The 18,497-nt window shown below is 43.5% G+C and carries 16 protein-coding genes; 8 read left to right on the plus strand and 8 right to left on the minus strand.

Annotated elements, in window-relative coordinates; all coding sequences use genetic code 11:
* Nucleotides 1-98: 98 nt before the first annotated feature.
* On the minus strand, nucleotides 99-293 hold the full coding sequence (locus tag ACP69U_RS01985; protein ID WP_109591335.1) for an NF038104 family lipoprotein: 195 nt from the start codon (nucleotides 291-293) through the stop codon (nucleotides 99-101).
* A gap of 156 nt (nucleotides 294-449) precedes the next feature.
* Between ACP69U_RS01985 and ACP69U_RS01990 the strand changes: the two genes are divergently transcribed.
* A complete protein-coding gene (locus ACP69U_RS01990) occupies nucleotides 450-1,622 on the plus strand; it encodes a JmjC domain-containing protein (RefSeq protein ID WP_426137650.1) in 1,173 nt (390 codons plus the stop codon).
* Nucleotides 1,623-1,796: 174 nt separating this feature from the next.
* On the opposite strand, the gene ACP69U_RS01995 is transcribed toward ACP69U_RS01990, so the two are convergent.
* The 3 genes from ACP69U_RS01995 to ACP69U_RS02005 all read right to left on the minus strand — a co-directional run bounded on the left by ACP69U_RS01995 (nucleotide 1,797) and on the right by ACP69U_RS02005 (nucleotide 7,772).
* Nucleotides 1,797-2,489 (minus strand): 1-pyrroline-5-carboxylate dehydrogenase, encoded by a 693-nt coding sequence (locus ACP69U_RS01995; protein ID WP_201601569.1) that lies wholly within the window; start codon nucleotides 2,487-2,489, stop codon nucleotides 1,797-1,799.
* An 11-nt stretch (nucleotides 2,490-2,500) separates the two neighbouring features.
* Entirely contained in the window at nucleotides 2,501-5,755 is a 3,255-nt protein-coding gene (putA, locus tag ACP69U_RS02000; protein WP_426137651.1) for a bifunctional proline dehydrogenase/L-glutamate gamma-semialdehyde dehydrogenase PutA, read from the minus strand.
* A 721-nt stretch (nucleotides 5,756-6,476) separates the two neighbouring features.
* Nucleotides 6,477-7,772, minus strand: coding sequence for an NCS2 family permease (locus ACP69U_RS02005; protein ID WP_055124161.1), 1,296 nt, complete (start codon nucleotides 7,770-7,772; stop codon nucleotides 6,477-6,479).
* A gap of 445 nt (nucleotides 7,773-8,217) precedes the next feature.
* Here ACP69U_RS02005 and tolQ point away from each other — a divergent pair, with 445 nt between their 5' ends.
* The 6 genes from tolQ to ACP69U_RS02035 all read left to right on the plus strand — a co-directional run bounded on the left by tolQ (nucleotide 8,218) and on the right by ACP69U_RS02035 (nucleotide 12,766).
* The gene (gene tolQ, locus ACP69U_RS02010) at nucleotides 8,218-8,970 is read left to right on the plus strand and encodes a protein TolQ (RefSeq protein WP_426137652.1); all 753 of its coding nucleotides are present in this window, start codon (nucleotides 8,218-8,220) and stop codon (nucleotides 8,968-8,970) included.
* 4 nt (nucleotides 8,971-8,974) lie between these two features.
* Nucleotides 8,975-9,433, plus strand: coding sequence for a protein TolR (tolR, locus tag ACP69U_RS02015; RefSeq protein ID WP_426137653.1), 459 nt, complete (start codon nucleotides 8,975-8,977; stop codon nucleotides 9,431-9,433).
* Between the two features lie 75 nt (nucleotides 9,434-9,508).
* Nucleotides 9,509-10,417: an energy transducer TonB gene (locus ACP69U_RS02020; protein WP_426137654.1), complete on the plus strand. Its 909-nt coding sequence runs from the start codon at nucleotides 9,509-9,511 to the stop codon at nucleotides 10,415-10,417.
* Nucleotides 10,418-10,478: 61 nt separating this feature from the next.
* Nucleotides 10,479-11,009, plus strand: coding sequence for a hypothetical protein (locus ACP69U_RS02025; RefSeq protein WP_426137655.1), 531 nt, complete (start codon nucleotides 10,479-10,481; stop codon nucleotides 11,007-11,009).
* A 115-nt stretch (nucleotides 11,010-11,124) separates the two neighbouring features.
* A complete protein-coding gene (locus ACP69U_RS02030) occupies nucleotides 11,125-11,373 on the plus strand; it encodes a hypothetical protein (RefSeq protein ID WP_426137656.1) in 249 nt (82 codons plus the stop codon).
* A 91-nt stretch (nucleotides 11,374-11,464) separates the two neighbouring features.
* A complete protein-coding gene (locus ACP69U_RS02035; protein ID WP_426137657.1) occupies nucleotides 11,465-12,766 on the plus strand; it encodes a translocation protein TolB in 1,302 nt (433 codons plus the stop codon).
* 155 nt (nucleotides 12,767-12,921) lie between these two features.
* Here the strand turns inward: ACP69U_RS02035 and ACP69U_RS02040 are convergent, their stop codons facing one another.
* From ACP69U_RS02040 to ACP69U_RS02050, 3 genes are all read right to left on the minus strand, one after another.
* On the minus strand, nucleotides 12,922-13,554 hold the full coding sequence (locus tag ACP69U_RS02040) for a c-type cytochrome (protein WP_426137658.1): 633 nt from the start codon (nucleotides 13,552-13,554) through the stop codon (nucleotides 12,922-12,924).
* A gap of 104 nt (nucleotides 13,555-13,658) precedes the next feature.
* Nucleotides 13,659-15,260, minus strand: a complete 1,602-nt coding sequence (locus tag ACP69U_RS02045) for a flavin monoamine oxidase family protein (RefSeq protein ID WP_426137659.1) — start codon at nucleotides 15,258-15,260, stop codon at nucleotides 13,659-13,661.
* A gap of 165 nt (nucleotides 15,261-15,425) precedes the next feature.
* Nucleotides 15,426-16,895: a c-type cytochrome gene (locus tag ACP69U_RS02050; RefSeq protein ID WP_426137660.1), complete on the minus strand. Its 1,470-nt coding sequence runs from the start codon at nucleotides 16,893-16,895 to the stop codon at nucleotides 15,426-15,428.
* A gap of 653 nt (nucleotides 16,896-17,548) precedes the next feature.
* Between ACP69U_RS02050 and ACP69U_RS02055 the strand changes: the two genes are divergently transcribed.
* Nucleotides 17,549-17,734 carry a hypothetical protein gene (locus tag ACP69U_RS02055; protein WP_426137661.1) on the plus strand — a complete coding sequence of 62 codons (186 nt, stop codon included), beginning with the start codon at nucleotides 17,549-17,551 and terminating at the stop codon, nucleotides 17,732-17,734.
* 103 nt (nucleotides 17,735-17,837) lie between these two features.
* On the opposite strand, the gene ACP69U_RS02060 is transcribed toward ACP69U_RS02055, so the two are convergent.
* Nucleotides 17,838-18,440, minus strand: coding sequence for a flavodoxin family protein (locus tag ACP69U_RS02060; RefSeq protein WP_426137662.1), 603 nt, complete (start codon nucleotides 18,438-18,440; stop codon nucleotides 17,838-17,840).
* Nucleotides 18,441-18,497 lie beyond the last annotated feature (57 nt).

Consider the following 18,497-nt stretch of genomic DNA (forward strand, 5'->3'; position numbering starts at 1 on the left):
TGTAAAAAAGATATAAACGAGCATTCATTTATATCTTTTAAAAAAACCTTACTCGAAACACTATGATTTTTTTAAATACATAGTTAATGGGTGAGGTTTTATTCTTTATCGTCTTCATCTTTTTTATCACTGCTATCACCCGGTATAATCGCTTTGGTAACAGCAACAGTACCTTTAACGACGCCTTTAGTGGTTTTGTAGGCGACTTTTACAGGTACAGTGACGATTTTATGCACACAAGCTTGCAGCATAAACATACTGGCGATGATGACGATAAACTGTAATTTTTTCATAAATTTCCTACGGATAATGAGAGGCACTGATGGCTATATTTTGACCATCAGCTAGACGTTAATCATAAACCAATACACGTCAGCTATAAAGCACTGTTCTAGTTTTATATTCTGTCTACTTTGATATCCTTTCTACTTAAACACACGGATCTACCCATGACTTCTATACCGCTTTGTTTACCCGACTCTATCACGCCTGAGCAATTTTTAAGCGAATACTGGCAAAAAAAGCCACTCTTAATTAAACAAGGCTTACCACAGCTAATTGGCATGTTTGAACCTGACGACATGCTCGGTCTAGCCCTAGAAGAAGATGCCGCAGCGCGCCTGCTGACTCAAGCAGCAAGTAAAAAAGAAGGTCAGGCGCAGTGGCAACTTAAAAAAAGCCCATTGACTGAAGCTGATTTCGATAGCCTACCTGAGCAATGGACCGTACTGGTGCAGAATATGGAACAGTGGTCGCCTGAGCTCGGTCAATTGTGGCAAGCCTTTGACTTTATTCCACAATGGCAACGTGATGACATCATGGTTTCTTATGCGCCAAAAGGTGGCTCAGTCGGCAAACACTATGACGATTATGATGTGTTTCTTGCGCAAGGCTACGGCACTAGACGTTGGCAACTGGGCAAATTCTGTGATAAAAATACCGAGTTTGTCGCTGATGAGCCGATTCGCCTCTTTGATGATATGGGTGAGATTATCTTTGATGAGATTTTAGAAGCGGGTGATGTGCTGTATGTGCCACCAAAATTGTCTCATTTTGGTGTGGCACAAGACGATTGCCTAACCTTTTCTTTTGGCTGCCGTCGTCCCAACTTGATGCAAATCATCGACAGCTTGGCTGATATTGCCACCAACGACAGCGATTTATTTATCCCAATGCTGCTGCCACAAGCGCTGCAAGCGTCAGGTGAATTGCAAGCGAGCAGCATCAATGCGATCAAAGATCAGCTATTACAAATGCTACAGTCTGAGCGTGGTGATGATATCATTCGTCAAGCAGTTTCTGAAGTCGTCAGCAAACGCCAGTATGATGCGCTGATGCCAGAGGATACATTGGATACGGATGAGCTCATGCAAGCTCTTGCAGAAGGTGCCACCTTGCAAGCGGATTATAGCAATCGTTTGCTCTATAGCCAGACTAATGATGGCATTGTGCTATATGCCAATGGTCAGCGCATTGACGGGCTTGACGAGAACACAGTAGCGGTATTGGTGCGTTTGGCTAATGGCGAACACCTAAATAGTCAAGATGTCACCGATGTTGATGCAGATGATTTGAGCGAATGGCTAGAGAACGGCTGGGTGTGGATTGATATTGCTGAATAACATCTATTAATCAGACATTAATCAAATAACGCAAATAAAAAAACCGCTATCCGACAATTACTCAGATAGCGGTTTTTTCTTATAAATCGTATTCGGTATTTATAGCTATACCAAACACTGCTTAGCACTTATCAAAACGGATATAAGAGCCAAGCGGGTTTGTAATTAATACGGTTATTCTGTACCAAGTTCAAGCAAGCTAGCATTACCACCGATCGCTGTGGTATTGATTGTTTTGACACGCTCAGTGACAAAACGATGCAAATAATCAGGCGTTAGCATCTCTGATAAGCCTTCCATATCGGTGACGCTAATGACTTGCGTTAAGATACCGTCTGTATTGGCAAGCTCTTGACTGATAGTCTGCACTTCGCTTCGATTGCCAGAGACTGCAACCTGTGCCAGACGATCGATATATAAAAGCGTGACGGTTTGCGAGTCATTCGCCACACTCAATACATCTTCGCTGATACCTGTATCGTATAATATCTTGGCAGCTTCATTGCACATCTCATCTTGGCTTGGGCAATGCAGAATGACTTCATTACCTGTCAATAGTGCGGCTACCAGCTGTCCCAATACCGCCATGGCTCTAGCAGATTCACCACCAACAACCATCGTCTTACCACGACCAGTGACATATAGATCGTTGGACTCACCAGTTGCACCAGTCATACGATGCACCTCATCCAAGCTAGGCGCGGCGCTCAATAGATGATTGAACAAACGCTTTGCTTTATTGGCATCACCAGTCAGCAGCGCCAACTTTGGAATAGCCGCTTGCAGATATGTTGCGCGATTCACTGCGCCAAGTAATCGCCAAGATTCACAAACCTGGGCATGATTTTTTTTGAATTCAGTCGCCATGTTGCTACTCCTTATGCGAGTTCTGTTTGAGTGGTGGTTTGGGTAATAGTATTAGCAGTTGTCTGGTTGCCGCTATTTGACTCTGAGCTAAGCTGCATCAAACGTGCGACATAATGCGGGCCACCAGCTTTAGGACCCGTACCAGACAGACCACAACCACCGAATGGTTGTACGTTTACGACGGCACCGATTTGGTTGCGGTTAATATAAGTATTACCTACAAACGCACGGCGCTCGATGTGCTCAACGGTATTTTCGATACGGCTATGAATACCCAAGGTCAAACCAAAGCCTGTCGCGTTGATGGCATCAATCAGCTTATTCAGATCACGTGCTTGATAACGCAGTACGTGCAAAATTGGACCAAAATGCTCGCCACCGATCACGTCGATACTTTTCACTTCGATCGCGGTTGGCAATACAAAGGTAGACTGTTCTTGACTGACAACTGAGCTTGAGCTCATTGGCGTCTGTGCCAAGATAGTCGCCGTTGGCTCAGCGTCCATACGCTCGATATGAGCTTCAAGACTACGTTTGGCATCCGCATCAATCACTGGACCCACATCTGTAGCAGCATATAAAGGATTGCCGACCGATAGCTCAGCCATATTACCTTGTAATAGCTCAATTAAATTATCGGCCATTTCTTCTTGCACGCACAATATACGACAAGCTGAGCAACGCTGACCTGCTGAACCAAATGCAGATAAGACAGCGTCTCTAACCACTTGTTCTGGCAATGCCGTTGAATCAACAATCATAGCATTCTGACCACCAGTTTCGGCGATAAAGACAGGTAGCTCACCACTGGCTTGGGCATGATCATTTAGGCTTTGGTTAATACGTTGAGCCGTTTGGGTTGAACCCGTAAATATCACACCTGCTATATTGTCAGCCGCTGTCAATGCACCACCAACATCGCCAGCACCGATCACTAACTGTAAGGCTTGTGTTGGTACGCCTGCTTGGTACATTAGCTGAGCACCAAAATGAGCAATCAAGCTGGTTTGTTCGGCAGGTTTCGCCACCACCGTATTACCTGCTGCTAGCGCCGCTACGATTTGGCCAGTATAGATAGCCAATGGGAAGTTCCATGGGCTAATACAGACAAAGGTGCCACGTGCTTTATAAACTTGACGAGATTGCTTGCCAGCCAAATCGGTAAATTCATGCACGACATCGTCTAAACGCTCTGCTTCATCAGCATAGAAACGGCAGAAATCAACCGCTTCTTTGATTTCATCAATACCGTCTTGAAGGGTTTTTCCCGCTTCGATTTGGCATAGCGCCATTAGCTCAGCGTAGTTTTCTTCATAGAGATCAGCTATCTTACGCAATATTTCAGCACGCTTAGCAGCTGATACTGCTTGCCAGACACGTTGCCCTGCCACTGCCGCATCGATCGCTTGACCAGCTATTTCAGCATTGGCATAAGTGACTTCACCAGCACTTACTTCGTGGTTCCAAGGTGCACGTACGGTTTGAGCCGCAAGCTTATGCGTTACGCCCTCTACTTCATATTCATCAACTGCTTTGCCATTGACGATGGACGTCGCTGACCAAGTTTTATGCAAATGGCTATCGATAGCAGATTTAAAGGGCAGCCATTGTGACTCTACGAATATATTAGAGCCAAAACTGGCACGACGCGCACCATAAATCTCTAACGGCAACGGAATCTCTGGATTGTGTAACGTCGCATTGGCCAGCAGCTTGTCATAAGGATGTACTGTCAGCTTTTCAATCGGATAAGACTTGTCTAGTAGCTGATGGACAAACGAGCTGTTGGCACCGTTCTCTAACAAACGACGTACCAAGTACGGCAGCAAGTCTTTATGCGCGCCAACTGGGGCATAGATACGTACCGGAATTTTATAGGCTTGTAAGATATGATCATAAAGCGCATCGCCCATACCATGCAAACGCTGAAACTCAAACTCTCTATGCTTACTCATGGTCATAATTGACGCTAGGGTGTGCGCATTGTGTGTCGCAAACTGTGGCCAAATCAAGCCGCGCAGATGATCTGACAATAAGAAACGCGCACAGGCAAGATAAGCAGTATCCGTGCCTTCTTTGCGTGTCCAGACAGGATAGCCTGACAGACCTTTTTGCTGGGCAAGCTTGATCTCAGTATCCCAATAGGCACCCTTTACCAGACGTACTGGAATACGGTCTCCCACCTCAGTCGATAGACGAGCCAACCACACTAAAATAGCGATGGCGCGCTTAGAATAACCTTGCACGACCAAGCCAAGACCATCCCAGTCAGCCGTCAAATTGTCACGGTACAAAGACTCAAACAGTTTCAAAGAAATTTCAAGGCGGTCGGCTTCTTCGGCATCGATACTAAGATCCACATTGACTTCACGTGCCGCTTCAATGAGCAGCAAGCAGCGTTGACGCAATAAACCCATGACTTGGGCTTCTTGCGTGGCTTCATAGCGAGGGTGCAATGCTGACAGCTTGATAGATACTGATGGCTTAGGCATGCCTTCTTTGACTTTGATACTGGCAGTGGCTCTGATCGCATGCAGGTAGTCATTGAAGTATTTTTCAGCGTCTTTATGCGCAATAGCCGCTTCACCAAGCATATCAAACGAATAGGTATAGCCTTTATTACGATAAGGTTGGCTGTTTTTATTGGCGTCTTCGATGGTCTCGCCCAATACAAACTGATGACCCATGATACGCATGGCTTTTTGCATGGCACTACGAATAACAGGCTCGCCCATCTTTTTAGTCATGCGATCCAAAAAGCCTGACGCTGTGGTGCTACTGTCAATACTGACGACACGGCCTGTCATCATCATGCCCCATGTTGAGGCATTGACCATAAAACCGTTGTCATTTTTGATGTGCTTTTTCCAATCAGCCACACTCATTTTGTCATGAATCAAGGCATCAGCAGTATAATTGTCTGGCACTCGAATCAAGGCTTCTGCCAAGCTCATCAGCAAGATACCTTCTTGGGTATCAAGACTATACTCAAGCAATAACGAGTCGACCATCTTGACCGCTTTGCCATCATTACGTACATGCTCAACCAGCTGGCGCGTTTGCTCAGCAGCGGCGTCACGTTCTTCTGTGCTGGGTTTAGCAAGTGGCAATAATTTGGACAACCAGCGCTCTTCATCGACGCTATACAACGGCGAAATACGGGCGTGCAGAGTTTCTGCCGACTGGTCAATATAATCTGGCGATAGCAAATCGACAGGATTAAACAAAATCGGCTCTTGCGGGGTAAACTGGTCTACTGGGTTCATAACAACTCCATAACTATCGTTTAAAAACCATCATAAATAGTGCTTTAGGAAGTCTGATCGTCTGGTATAACTAGCCATCACCATCATTCATTTAGATGATGGCTATCGATAGATACTTATAACAATAATCAAAAGTCCAAACGGCGCCATCACAAAACGAGAAAATCCAGCGTAGGCTGGAAGCGGTTAAGTAGGTCGTTCGACTGTTAAACGGGCTACGTTAACAATACAAAGGCAACAACGAACAGCTAAGCGGCATTAGTGCCTTCTTCTTGTTTGTAGTGAAAGGAGTGTGATGATCAGATATCGCTATTAAAACGAAAAAATCGCTTTAGCAAAAAAATCTGCCATCTTGGGTGCTGCTAATTCACTGTAAGAAAAACCTCTACGGCGTTGATTGAGGTGATGCGCTTAACTCGGCTATAATATCATGAAAAAAAATTTCAAACTAACGATATTGCTTATTTTCACAAATTAATATATTTCTAAAAAACAATCAGTTAACAGCACTTTATCCCTTATGACGCACTGGTTATACTTTTCTATTTACTATTGGCGATTAATTGTTTTATTAAATCAAACACTTGAATATATTTAGGGAAATTTGAGCCATTTTAAATCAAAAAAACCCCTTTATCGTTTCCGAATAAAGAGGAATTTAATGTAACAAAACTCAAAAGCAGTAAAGTAATATCGAACGCTCACTGCATCCTAGTAAAACTTATAAAACCACCAACTTGGTCAGCAAAATAACGGTCAATACCCAAACTGGGATCGTAATTTCGGAGAATTTACCGGTCATCAGTTTTACCGCGGTAAAGGTGATAAAACCAAGCGCAATACCATCAGCGATAGAGTACGTCAGCGGAGTCAATAACAGAACAACCGCTACAGGAGCCGCTTCTGTCAAATCTTCCCAGTTGATTTCTTTCAGGGTAAATAACATCAGTACCGACACATAGAAAATCGCGCCAGCTGTGGCGTAAGCAGGAATCATACCAGCCAATGGTGCAAAGAAAATACTCAGTACAAACAATACGCCAACCGTCACTGCCATCAGACCTGTACGACCACCTGATGCCACTCCAGAAGCACTCTCAATATAACTGGTGGTCGATGACGTACCCAACATTGCACCAGCGACCGTAGCGGTAGAATCCGCCAGTAACGCTTTGTCCATATTAGGAATATTGCCGTCTTTATCAATCAAACCCGCTTTATTGGCAATACCAACCAAACTACCTGTCGTATCAAATAAATCGACGAATAAGAAGGCAAAAATAACGCTGATCATACCAACGTCAAACGCACCGGCAATATCAAGCTCCATCAATGTTGGTGTGATAGATGGCGGCGCAGACATGATGCCAGCAAACTGTGTATGGCCTGTCAACAAGCTAATCACGGTGATAACCAAGATACCAATCGTCACGGCACCTGGGACTTTTTTATAGACCAAACCAATAATAATAAAGAAACCCAAAGCAGCCATCATAGGTGCAAATGAGGTCATGTCACCAAGCATCACCAATGTCGCATCACGACCGACAATGATACCTGAGCTCTGTAGCGCAATAAATGCTAAGAAAGCACCAATACCTGCCACAATACCTTGCTTAAGGCTGTTTGGAATGGCATTGATAACCCATTCGCGAATCTTGAATAAACTCAAAATGATAAACAAGCAACCCGATAAGAAAACAGCACCTAGCGCAGTTTGCCAAGCGTAGCCCATACCCAATACAACGCCGTAGGTAAAAAAGGCGTTCAAACCCATACCTGGTGCGAGTGCCACCGGCAGTCTGGCATAAATACCCATAATAAAGCAGCCTATTGCCGCTGCTAAACAGGTAGCAACAAATACCGCCCCTTTATCCATACCAGCTTCCGCCAATACGTTGGGGTTGACAAAGATGATATAAGCCATGGTCAAAAAGGTGGTTATACCGGCAAGGATTTCCGTTTTGACTGTGGTGTTTTCACCATTAATCCCAAAATAGCGTTCAATTGCATTCATAAGTGTCGCGCCCAGCTTGCTAGTGAAAGAACAAATTTATTGATGCCTAAAATAAATATGACGTCAGCCAATGGATGGCGACGTCATTATCAAAAGACAGCGGTAACAAGGTGCAACATTTTAGAGAAGTTGCGGTAAAAATTCAATCATTACCAGTGCCTTATGGGTACAAACCCACCTTTTCAGTCAATTGAGACATAACAGCCAGACAATATTTCAGACATCCGCATATAAATTAACCTTATACTATGAATTCTACAAACAGCTGTTAATTATTTGGTATTTAACACTTTAACAAATGACCTTTTCGACATTTAGCAGTACACTAGGCGGCTGATAGCAATATGCATCATGACTGTCATATTATATTTTCATTATTAAAGATCCTATCTGGTCTGCGTGTCGCGCCATACCAGCTATTATTAATTATCCATGAGTCCCATACATGCCTGAATCATTAAATATTATCGACCTTATTACCCAAGCCAGTCTCTTGGTGCAGATTGTGATGGCATTATTGTTATTGGCGTCTTTAGTCAGCTGGGTAATTATCTTTCGTATGAGCGCGCGGCTTGGTACGGCCAAAAATTTCGATCAACAGTTTGAAACTTGGTTTTGGTCAGGTGAAGACTTAGCCAAGCTTTACCAAGGCGTGCAAGGCTCGCCTGAACGCCAAGGACTTGAGCAAATATTTTATGTGGGATTTTCTGAATACTTAAGAATGCATAAAAAGCGCCAACCCAAAGATGACATCATCGATGGTGTTGAGCGAAAGCTACGAGTCGGTTTAGGACGTCAGCAGCAACTATTAGAATCAGGACTGACTACGCTAGCGAGCATTGGCTCAGTCGCGCCTTATGTTGGATTGTTCGGTACAGTTTGGGGCATCATGAACGCCTTTTTAGGGTTGTCACAAACGGAACAAGCAACCCTCGCCTCTGTCGCACCTGGTATTGCCGAAGCACTAATCGCAACCGCTATGGGCTTGTTTGCAGCGATTCCTGCCGTACTGGCGTATAACCACTTTACCGCCAAATCTAGTCGCTTGTACGATTCACGTGCTTTATTTTGCGATGAAATGACGGGCATGCTCCAGCGCGAGACCAGTGCAGAAAGCACTGTTGATAGAGACGTTGGTAGAGACAATGTCGCTACGAGAGAAACGACATCTACGGCCAATCAGGCACAAGGACTATGAAATCATGAAACAGAGTCCCTATCGCCGTGAAAGAAAAGCGCTCAATGCGGAGATGAATGTCGTTCCTTATATCGATGTGATGTTGGTGCTGCTCGTCATATTTATGGTCACAGCGCCCATGCTGATTACGGGCGTCGATGTTGACTTGCCAAAAGAGCAAACCAATACCATGAGCCAAAGCCAACTACCCGTCATTGTGTCCTTGACCGATAGTGGCGATATTTTTATCAGCTATGAGAATAATGTTGATCTGCCGATTAGTGAACCAGAATTGATTGATACGCTCGCCAATCTGCAAAGCCAAAGCAGCAATGTAGGCGCTCAGCCCGTACAAGTGATGATTAATGCCGATCAAAACAATCAATATGGCGCTATCATGACACTCATGGCCACCTTACAACAAGCGGGCATTCAAAAGGTGGGATTATTAACAGGCGCACCCTTGCCCACACCATCATTGTAATAAATCCTATTCCTCGCTCAGCTTGCTATAATAAAGTAGATAATTTGATGAACCTCGTCCTTGAGTATCTTTAACATGCATAATGCCCCTGTCGTTTATGTACCGACCCAACCTGAAGGCAATGGGCTAACATTGCCTACGCTACTTAGCGTGCTGGCACATGGTCTGGTGATTGGGATACTCGTTTATACTTATCAACACACTAAAACCGACACTGTGGAAAGTATTGAGACGGTCATGGTCTCCCCTGAGCAATTGGCTGAAATGCAAGGTCAAATCCTTGCCAATCGTGCAGCGGCAGCTAGCGCGATGCAAGCTGAAACTAGCACAAGCAGTGCACCGAGTACCTCATCATCAGAAAGCTTTAGCGATAGTGCCAGTCAGCCAATGCTGATGAGCGAGGAACAAAATCAGCGTCTGCTTGAGCAAAATCAAGAATACGAGCGCAATATGGCTGAGTTTGCAGCACAATTAGATGAGTCGGTGACAGAAGAGCATAGTCAGGTGGAGCAAAACAAAAATGAAAAGCTGATAGAAGAACAAAATCAGCTGGGCGATTTCCGTCATAAACAAAATAATCCGCCTCATATTCCACGCCCGACTGCGACTGATAAAAATTTAAAGATTAATACAGGTAATTCTGGTAGCGCAGGTCAGAGATATGATCTAGAAGCAGACGGCAACTCAACAACATCTAATGGTGGTAGTGGCAGTACCTCTCGTTCTACTGGTGAGTTCAAAAGTGCTATATTAAGTAAAATACAAAGCAAACTTGATACCCCAATCGAAACACAGGGTCTAACCACGTCATTGTCGCTCAAATTAGATACCAAAGGCAACGTGAAATATGCAAAGGCTAATGGTCCAAATGCTGTCGTCAACCAAGCAGTTGAACAAGCTGCACGCGCTGCTAGCCCATTGCCAATTGATTTAGACAATCCTGAAAGTTTTACAAATTTGACAATCAACGTTACTATTAATTGATTTTGTATAGCCTCTAATCTTATATCATTAATGATTTTCTACTATCTTAAGGTTCTGGTTTATGAGTTTAAGCAAGTGTCATATATTACGTAATACCTCAACTTTGCTGCTATTGCTATCTTTCTCTATACTATCTAGCTACTCTGTCGCTGGCACATTACCAGAAAGCCATAATGTCCAAAATAAGTTTATGGATCAAAAAGCCTTGTTTGCCGCTATTACTACTAGAAAAAATGATTTAAGTAATGAGAGTCATGTAACAACAGCTATATTAGAAAAAATTAAACGTAATATTACTCTACCCACTGCTACCCCAGAATCAACAACTACTTTATACTTTAAGTTGGATGAAAAAGGTAATGTGTTATCTGTTAAGGCTCAAGGTTCAAATATCATTGTAAACCGAGCAGTAAAAAGAGCAGCCTTATCTGCTAGTCCGTTACCGATTGACTTAAATAAACCTGACAGCTTTAGAGACTTGGTAATTAAAATTAATGTTACTAAGGCGTGTCCTCATTTTAAAAATGGCGATAAAAATGAGATAAATTGCAGTCAAACAAGGAAAATAGCGCAGATAATATCGAGATATTAGTCAGCTATTTGACGCCGTTTGGCAAGATTTAGCCATTTTTAACCCATTTAGATAACTGTCGATTGAATTGAGGACACGCCCTAATAATAACCTCTCAAAAGCTGTTGAAAGTAATGTGATAACCGCTATTTTAGACAAAATTAGTCGTAATATCACTTTACCAGCTGCTACTCAAGGATCGGCTGTTATTTTATACTTTAAGTTGGATGAAAAAGGCAATGTGTTATCTGTTAAGGCTCAAGGTGCAAATCCTGCTGTAAATCAAGTAGTAAAAAGAGCAGCCTTATCTGCTAGTCCGTTACCGATTGACTTAAATAAACCTGAAAACTTTAAAGACTTGATAATTAAAATTAACGTTCAATAAAAAACACCTAACGTTGTACAGTTAATCTCACTATAAATAATAATTAAGCCTGTATGATGAACCAATTATTTCTATTTTAGGATATTACTTCATGAAGCTATCTACACATTCTATCCTTCGTGCCACTTCAAGCCTGTTGTTAATCACTCCCTTGTTATCAGTGCCTGCTTATGCCGCTGAATCAATGGTGCTCGATATGACTGTTACCGCGCCAAGACAACAAAACCAAGTCGCCTTTGTGCCATTTGCTGGTGATTCTGTATTATCGCCGATTATCGTCAACGACTTAAGCAAAGAAGGTCTAAAAATTACTAGCCAAAACCTACCGCAGCAGCCACGCAGTAGTAGCGAGCTGGCGGGTACTTTGCCAGTATGGCAAAATTTAGGTATTCCGTACTTAGTAATCGGTAGCACGCGTACCAACCGAGGTAAAATTATCACAGATTATGAAGTGATTGATGTCAAATCGGGGCGAATTCTTGAGGGTAAGCAAACCTCGACAACAAATAAAGATCCTGACAGTATGCGTCGTGCTGGACACGTCATTGCCAATAAAATCTACGCATTGATTACTGGTACGCCAGGTGACTTTTCAGGACGTATTGCTTATATTGAAGAGACTGGTGCTGGTAAAGAAAAAGTCTCACGTTTAAAAGTGATGGATGCCGATGGCGAAAATGCCAAAACCATTACTGAAGTAACCGGTTCTATCTTTTCACCAACATGGTCGCCAGATGGCAATCGCATTGCTTATTCCGTACAACGCGATAAATCTTATCCCGTTATTTATGTACAAAGTGTGAGCGGTGGCGGTGCAACCCCGTTAACGCCCTTCCCTGGCAGCAATCTCAGTCCATCATTCTCTCCTGATGGCAGCAAGATATTATTCTCTAGTAGCTTTGAAGGTAGCGCAGGTATTTATGAGATGAGTGCCAGTGGTGGTCAACCTAGAAGGCTTATCAATTGGCCAAGCAGCGAAGTGCAACCAAGTTATGCGCCTGATGGCAAATCCTTTGTTTTTGTATCAGACAAAACTGGATTTAACAAACCACAGATTTATCGTTATGAGTTTGGTTCAGGACGTACGACTAAGGTATCAAGTAGCGGTTATGCCACTAGCCCGCAATTTAGTAACGATGGCTCACAAATTGCCTTTTTAAGTGGTCGCTCAGCGGCGATCATGAATAGTGGCGGCGCTGTTACTACTAACTTGGGCAATACCGGTATCGATGAAGCACCAAGCTTTTCACCCAGTGGCAGAAATGTAATTTATGCTTCAAAACAAGGCGGCAAAGGTAAATTAACAATTAAATCTTTGAGTAGTGGTCAATCGTTTGACATACCTGTACAAGGCATTGCTCGCTCACCAATTTGGTCATCTAGCCCTAAATAAACCATATTTATCATTATCTTTCTTAATTCATAAAGTCTTGCTCATAAAAAAGCGCCTAATAAATAATTAGGCGCTTTTTTATATTGCGAAGCACGGTTAAATCATTTTGTGACTAGCATGTATTGGACAATTATTGACTAAAGTAGTAAACACGATTAATCATCACTCGGATCACCCGCTGATGGATTGGGATGCCGCAGTTTTGCCACGTCGTCAGCGGTAACGGTATCGGTAAAACCATTTAGGTCACTGACCACATATTGAGTAACCGCCGCCATCTGCGCATCGTTCATCATTCCATGGAATGAGGGCATGCCACGAAAGCCATTAATCAAGATATCGATGATGTAATATTTTGATTGCATCTTACTGTTATTCGCCAGTGGCGGATAATAGCCTGCACCGTAAGCACCCTCGCCTTTGTGCATATGACAAGCCGCACAAGAGTCGTGATACAGCTTTTTGCCATCTGTCGTTACAAAGCCATTTGTGCCTTCAAACTTTGCGTCCCATTCAGTAATACTTGGGTCGTCTTCCATATTGGGCAATGAGCTGTCGTCTACAATATTGATAGCAGGTGCAGTAAGCTCCTCACGGCTCATATAAACGCCGCCCCATGCACCCGTATTTCGGCTTGCTTGATAGTCATTGGTTGTTAAGGAATCCTGATCTTGTACACTGGAAACCGTCACTTCATCATCTGACTGTTGACTACAGCCCAACAGTGCTGCACTGCTGATCCCACTCAGCAGCATCACCGTCAGCAGTTTGAGTGTCATGTTTTTCATGACTTTTCTCTTCAAGATTGCTTTCTCCACGATTGCCTTCTTCACAATTGCATTGTCCATGATAGCCTCTGAATCTTATTGTTATTTATATAACCCAAGCGTTATTAAACCAGCATTTTTGCTTTTTTATGTAGGCGCTTTGCGGCATCCATACCAGATAAAATAGCGCCTTCTTGCCATGCTGGAATATGTGAACAATGCTCGCCCGCCAGCACAATACGATTATCAATACTGCACAAGGTATCGTAATGCTGACGACGAGTCGACTCATTCCAAATACCGTAACAGCCGAGCGTCCATGGGATGCGGTGCCAGACAACTGATGTCCCTGCGCGGAATTCTTTTGGATACTGAGGATGGATGTATTTACCATAAGCAAGCGCAACATTAATACGTTCTTGCGGCGTTAAGGTATTAAACTTATAAGACGTCGGACCATAACCATATGCACCGAGTAGCACGCCCGTACCATCTTTAAACATATTTTGTGACGGGTAGGCAATCTGAGCAATGGGCATGTCGGTATAAGTCAGACCACCAAATATCCATTCATCTTCTTCCCAAAAGCGGCGGTTGAACTCTAGACCAACTTTATAAGAGGTTTCATAAGGCACGGCGGCCATCGCCTGCTTCATTGGCTTTGAGACATTGATATCCATCTGCGTTAATACAGTTAATGGAATATTGCACACGCACCAGTCTGCACGAATGGTCTTGGTGGCACCATCTGGGCTGTTGCTGTCTACATAATCGACCGTTACGCCACTGTCATCTTGATGAATTTTAGTGACCTTTGCATTAAACTCAATCATATCGCGGCATTCACGGGTGAACGCATCACCAATTTTCCCCATACCACCCACTGGCTGAAACATCGTTGGTTGATGACCATAAATCATATGGTTGCCATAAATATCTGCCCACATACCTGAATCTAGTATCTCACTAATCGGCAAAGGTTTTGATGGTGTCGCATCAGGCATCAAGCCACCACCTGGAAACACACTAAAGCCGCGATGTTTACTGGTCTCATTACTGGCGCGGTAACGATAATCTTTATCTAGCACCCCCCAGCCTTTTAAACCTTCTAATAGCTTTTCTTTGTCCTCAGTATTGACCGAGCGATCAAGACCACCGACGTTAACTGATTTCGATAGCAGCTCCGCAACATGACCTTGGATATCGTTTTTCACATCACCCAAACGCTGCGGCACGCCGTCGAAATGAGTACTGCGATGCAAATAAGCACGATCATTGGTTTGAATAAAGGGCTGCATCTCAACGCCGAACTGTTTGCAATAATGGAAGACGGCATAATGATGGCTTGGCAGACGCCACGGTCCACCATTAAAGTAATTGCCCTCTTCAAAATCGCAGGTGACTTCTTCGCCGCCAAGCTCAGTATATTTATCACCGCTATTGAGCGTCCAGCTACGCCCGCCGCCACGATTTTGATATTCGAGCACTTTGACATCGTAGCCTGCTTTACGTAACTCATAAGCCGCGGTCAGCCCGCCAAGACCCGCACCAAGAATGACAATACTAGCGCCAGGAGGTGCACCTTTGAGATCCATGGTCTCTTTAAAACTCGACTCTGACGCAAATCCTAATGTCGTCATCGCCTGATACATCGCAGTCGCGCCCGCTGTTTTACCAATCATCGAGAGCAGTTGGCGCCGCGTTGGTGATTGAAGCATGTCTTTCATAATAATGTCCTTAAAGTAGACGTTCCTGCAAGACGGTAGGCATATATATTATTAATCAACTCGACTTAGTTCTACGTCTGTTTTTCGAGCTGTTGTGCCTTACCAGGTTGCCTGTAGATCTTGTCCTATAATAAATATGTAAATCGTCTTTATAGAATCAATGAATTAACGACGGCGCCTAGACCGCAAGATTGCTCGTATAATAAACACAATGATAATAATGGCCACGATGATGCCGATTACTGCCAGTAAGCCCGCATATTTTATTAAAAAAGGCTTATCAGTACCTGTCGTTGCGATACGATCAACATCATTAGCACTCACCTCACTACTGTTGAGACCACCAAAATTCACACGCACATAATTGGTAATACCAGCGATTTGCTCGCTATTTAGCTCATCTGAGAACCCTGGCATGATAGGTGACGTGTTAGTCGCGCCTTCTACCCCATGAAGGATCATATTGACCAGCGCATCAGGTTTCTCACGGCGAATACTGCTGAGTCCAACGATAGGAGCGTAACGCGCATCAGGCTGACCATAACCGTCAACGCCGTGACAGCTACCACAGGCTGCCAAATATAGCGATTCTGGTGAATTGCTGCCATTACTCACCTGCGCTTTGGCTTGGGCTAAATAATTTTTTTGCGCCAGTAAATCATGAGTGATAGATTCGCTAATGGGTGTTGGCAAACGCGAGACATCAACGGCTGCGACTTTATCATCTGTTTGGATAGCAGGCACCGCTTTTAGATAAGAAGCAATGGCATTCAAATCTTCATTTTTTAAGTAGCGCGTACTATGTGCAACCGCCTCGCCCATAGGACCACCCGCATAGGCACGCTGGTCAAGCTCACCAGTACGCAGATAAGTGACGATATCTTGTTCACTCCAACTACCGATACCGCTCGACTCGTCAGGCGTGATATTTGGTGCATGCCAATGACCAAGCTGAGCACCTGATAGATACATTTTTTTATCGAAACCCATAGTGCTATTACGCGGGGTATGGCAAGTACCGCAGTGCTCTAAGTTATTGACAATATATTCACCACGTTGCTGCATCTCGGTGAGACCATCACGGCTTTCAGTAGACGGGACATTGAGAAAATTCCAGCCAATCATTAAGCTGCGAATGTTAAAGGGAAATGGCAGGTCAGTTTTATATTCTGGTGCTTCATCTACAGTAGGTACGGTTTGCAGATAAGCAAACAACGCACTGATATCTTCTTCTTTCATGCCGCTATAAGAAGGATATGGCATGGCAGGGTAAAGCATATGGCTTGGCGTACGACCTTTTTGCAACGCGTTCTTTAGGTCTGTTTCGGTATAATTACCGATACCATAACGTTTAGACGGGGTGATATTGGTTGAATAGATATCTCCCATCGGCGTTTCGATCGCTGTACCGCCAGTATAGTCTTCGCCATGACATGCCATGCAATCAGCCGCACTGGCAATGTAAGCACCGCGATTGACAAGCTCGCTATTGGCTGGACTAATATTAGGTAAACTGGCATTAGGCAAGCTAGCATTGGCTAGGCTGGTATTGACGACGCTTGCGCCTTCAGCCATCGCAGCGCTAGAGGTCATACCAATGACGAGCATCGATAACATCACAGAAAGTGGCTTCATAATATCCTCATATAGCTGGCACCTAGGGTGTTGTAATTATTATTAGGATGAATGATTGAGATGAAACATTTAGTATTGAGCAAGCCTTAATGAGTGACGACTTGTTATCCTCAATTGATAGTCCATTAACTGAAGTAGCAAACCATCCAGTAAATGCTTAATACAGTAGCGTGGTAAAAGTAATTTCATAAGCGTGGTTACTAAGCATAGTTACTAAATGATGTCTACTCACTCTACTAATGTAAGACTATTTCGCTACTATTACTTGAGGAGTAACGTATTGGTCTCAAATTTTTACAAAACGTAAAGAACTGCATTATCATTATCAGTTTTTGATAACGTAATATATTTTTTTATATTATAATAATAAGCTATTTGAATAATATCTTTAAAATCAGTAACTAAAGTTCTATTTTTTGGGCGCATATCTTTTACAAAAAACCTATCATTATAGATAATTGTCATATATGCGCTTCATTTTTTGTCATCATCGATTTTAGTTGTACATAATAGATACATAGACTTAAGTTAGCACTCGCTTTTTTTACCAGTCAGATTTTTATAATGCTACGAAACAAACTATTGCACCGCACTATATTTTGTTTATGATAGGCGCTATTTCCACGTTGCCGATCGCCGCCTGAGACACCACTATGAAGTTACCAATCCTTGCTTATATACTTACATCAGTCCTGTTACTGACAGGCTGCCAATCATTTCAATTTGTCGACAGCCCTATCCCTGTGAATACCACCCCTACCAATAGCATCTTGGTCAAAAATACGCCTGCCACCACCGTGCAGATTCAAAATAATACCAGTACAAAAAATCAAAAATAGTGCCATCACACTCATAGAATAAGCAAAAAAAAGGCAGATATCGGTTTGATATCTGCCTTTAATGTTTAATAAATTACCTTAAATGATTCAATAGCCATTCATTTCAAGGGCGCGCCGCTGGCTGATGCTTGATAATTGTCTTAGCCAAATGATCGCCGAACCAAATAGCTGTATCAATATCCCCACGTCCTGGCGTTTCCTCAGGGGGACCATCAAGCGACTGGGTCATCAATCCCAAAAAGCTAGATAAACGGTTTAAATCATGAGCCTCATGACCTGTCGGCATCAGCGGTAATCCAATCCAGTTCATGCCATGCTGCATCGCATACAAAGAAATCTGCTGTAATACCGCCAGCTTATCACCGCTCAGTCCACCAGAGTTGGCAAAAGCGGCTGCCCACTTGCCTTCCCATTTACGATGATACCAGCGCTTTGAGGTTTCATCCATAAAAGTCTTAAATTCAGCAGTGACACTACCCATATATACGGCACTACCGAAAACCAGCAAATCCGCCTGATCCAAATAATCCCAGTCAACCTTGTGGACATCAACGGCTTTGGCCTGTGCTGCTGGCAATTGCTGGCGCGCCCCTTTAACGATCGCTTCAGCGACGCGCTTGGTATGACCGTAGTTGCTATGATAAATAACAGCAATAGCTACAGTCGGTATGCTATCAGTAATGGACGATTTGGCAGGTGTATTCATACAAACTCTAATAATGGCTATAAATGGTTAAATAAAAACAATATAAGTTCAACAGTT

Source organism: Psychrobacter sp. TWR1-1-1, assembly GCF_049895865.1.
GTDB classification, from domain to species: domain Bacteria; phylum Pseudomonadota; class Gammaproteobacteria; order Pseudomonadales; family Moraxellaceae; genus Psychrobacter; species Psychrobacter immobilis_A.

Bases quoted from the DNA above. Each gene is read 5' to 3' on its own strand.
- ACP69U_RS02025 (WP_426137655.1), top strand. From the start codon at position 10,479: ATGAGTTTAAGCAAGTGTCATATATTACGTAATACCTCAACTTTGCTG.
- ACP69U_RS01990 (WP_426137650.1), top strand. From the start codon at position 450: ATGACTTCTATACCGCTTTGTTTACCCGACTCTATCACGCCTGAGCAA.
- ACP69U_RS02005 (WP_055124161.1), bottom strand. From the start codon at position 7,772: ATGAATGCAATTGAACGCTATTTTGGGATTAATGGTGAAAACACCACA.
- ACP69U_RS02055 (WP_426137661.1), top strand. From the start codon at position 17,549: ATGAAGTTACCAATCCTTGCTTATATACTTACATCAGTCCTGTTACTG.
- ACP69U_RS02020 (WP_426137654.1), top strand. From the start codon at position 9,509: ATGCATAATGCCCCTGTCGTTTATGTACCGACCCAACCTGAAGGCAAT.
- ACP69U_RS02040 (WP_426137658.1), bottom strand. From the start codon at position 13,554: ATGAAAAACATGACACTCAAACTGCTGACGGTGATGCTGCTGAGTGGG.
- putA (WP_426137651.1), bottom strand. From the start codon at position 5,755: ATGAACCCAGTAGACCAGTTTACCCCGCAAGAGCCGATTTTGTTTAAT.
- tolQ (WP_426137652.1), top strand. From the start codon at position 8,218: ATGCCTGAATCATTAAATATTATCGACCTTATTACCCAAGCCAGTCTC.
- ACP69U_RS02060 (WP_426137662.1), bottom strand. From the start codon at position 18,440: ATGAATACACCTGCCAAATCGTCCATTACTGATAGCATACCGACTGTA.
- ACP69U_RS01985 (WP_109591335.1), bottom strand. From the start codon at position 293: ATGAAAAAATTACAGTTTATCGTCATCATCGCCAGTATGTTTATGCTG.
- ACP69U_RS02045 (WP_426137659.1), bottom strand. From the start codon at position 15,260: ATGAAAGACATGCTTCAATCACCAACGCGGCGCCAACTGCTCTCGATG.
- ACP69U_RS02050 (WP_426137660.1), bottom strand. From the start codon at position 16,895: ATGAAGCCACTTTCTGTGATGTTATCGATGCTCGTCATTGGTATGACC.
- ACP69U_RS02035 (WP_426137657.1), top strand. From the start codon at position 11,465: ATGAAGCTATCTACACATTCTATCCTTCGTGCCACTTCAAGCCTGTTG.
- tolR (WP_426137653.1), top strand. From the start codon at position 8,975: ATGAAACAGAGTCCCTATCGCCGTGAAAGAAAAGCGCTCAATGCGGAG.
- ACP69U_RS01995 (WP_201601569.1), bottom strand. From the start codon at position 2,489: ATGGCGACTGAATTCAAAAAAAATCATGCCCAGGTTTGTGAATCTTGG.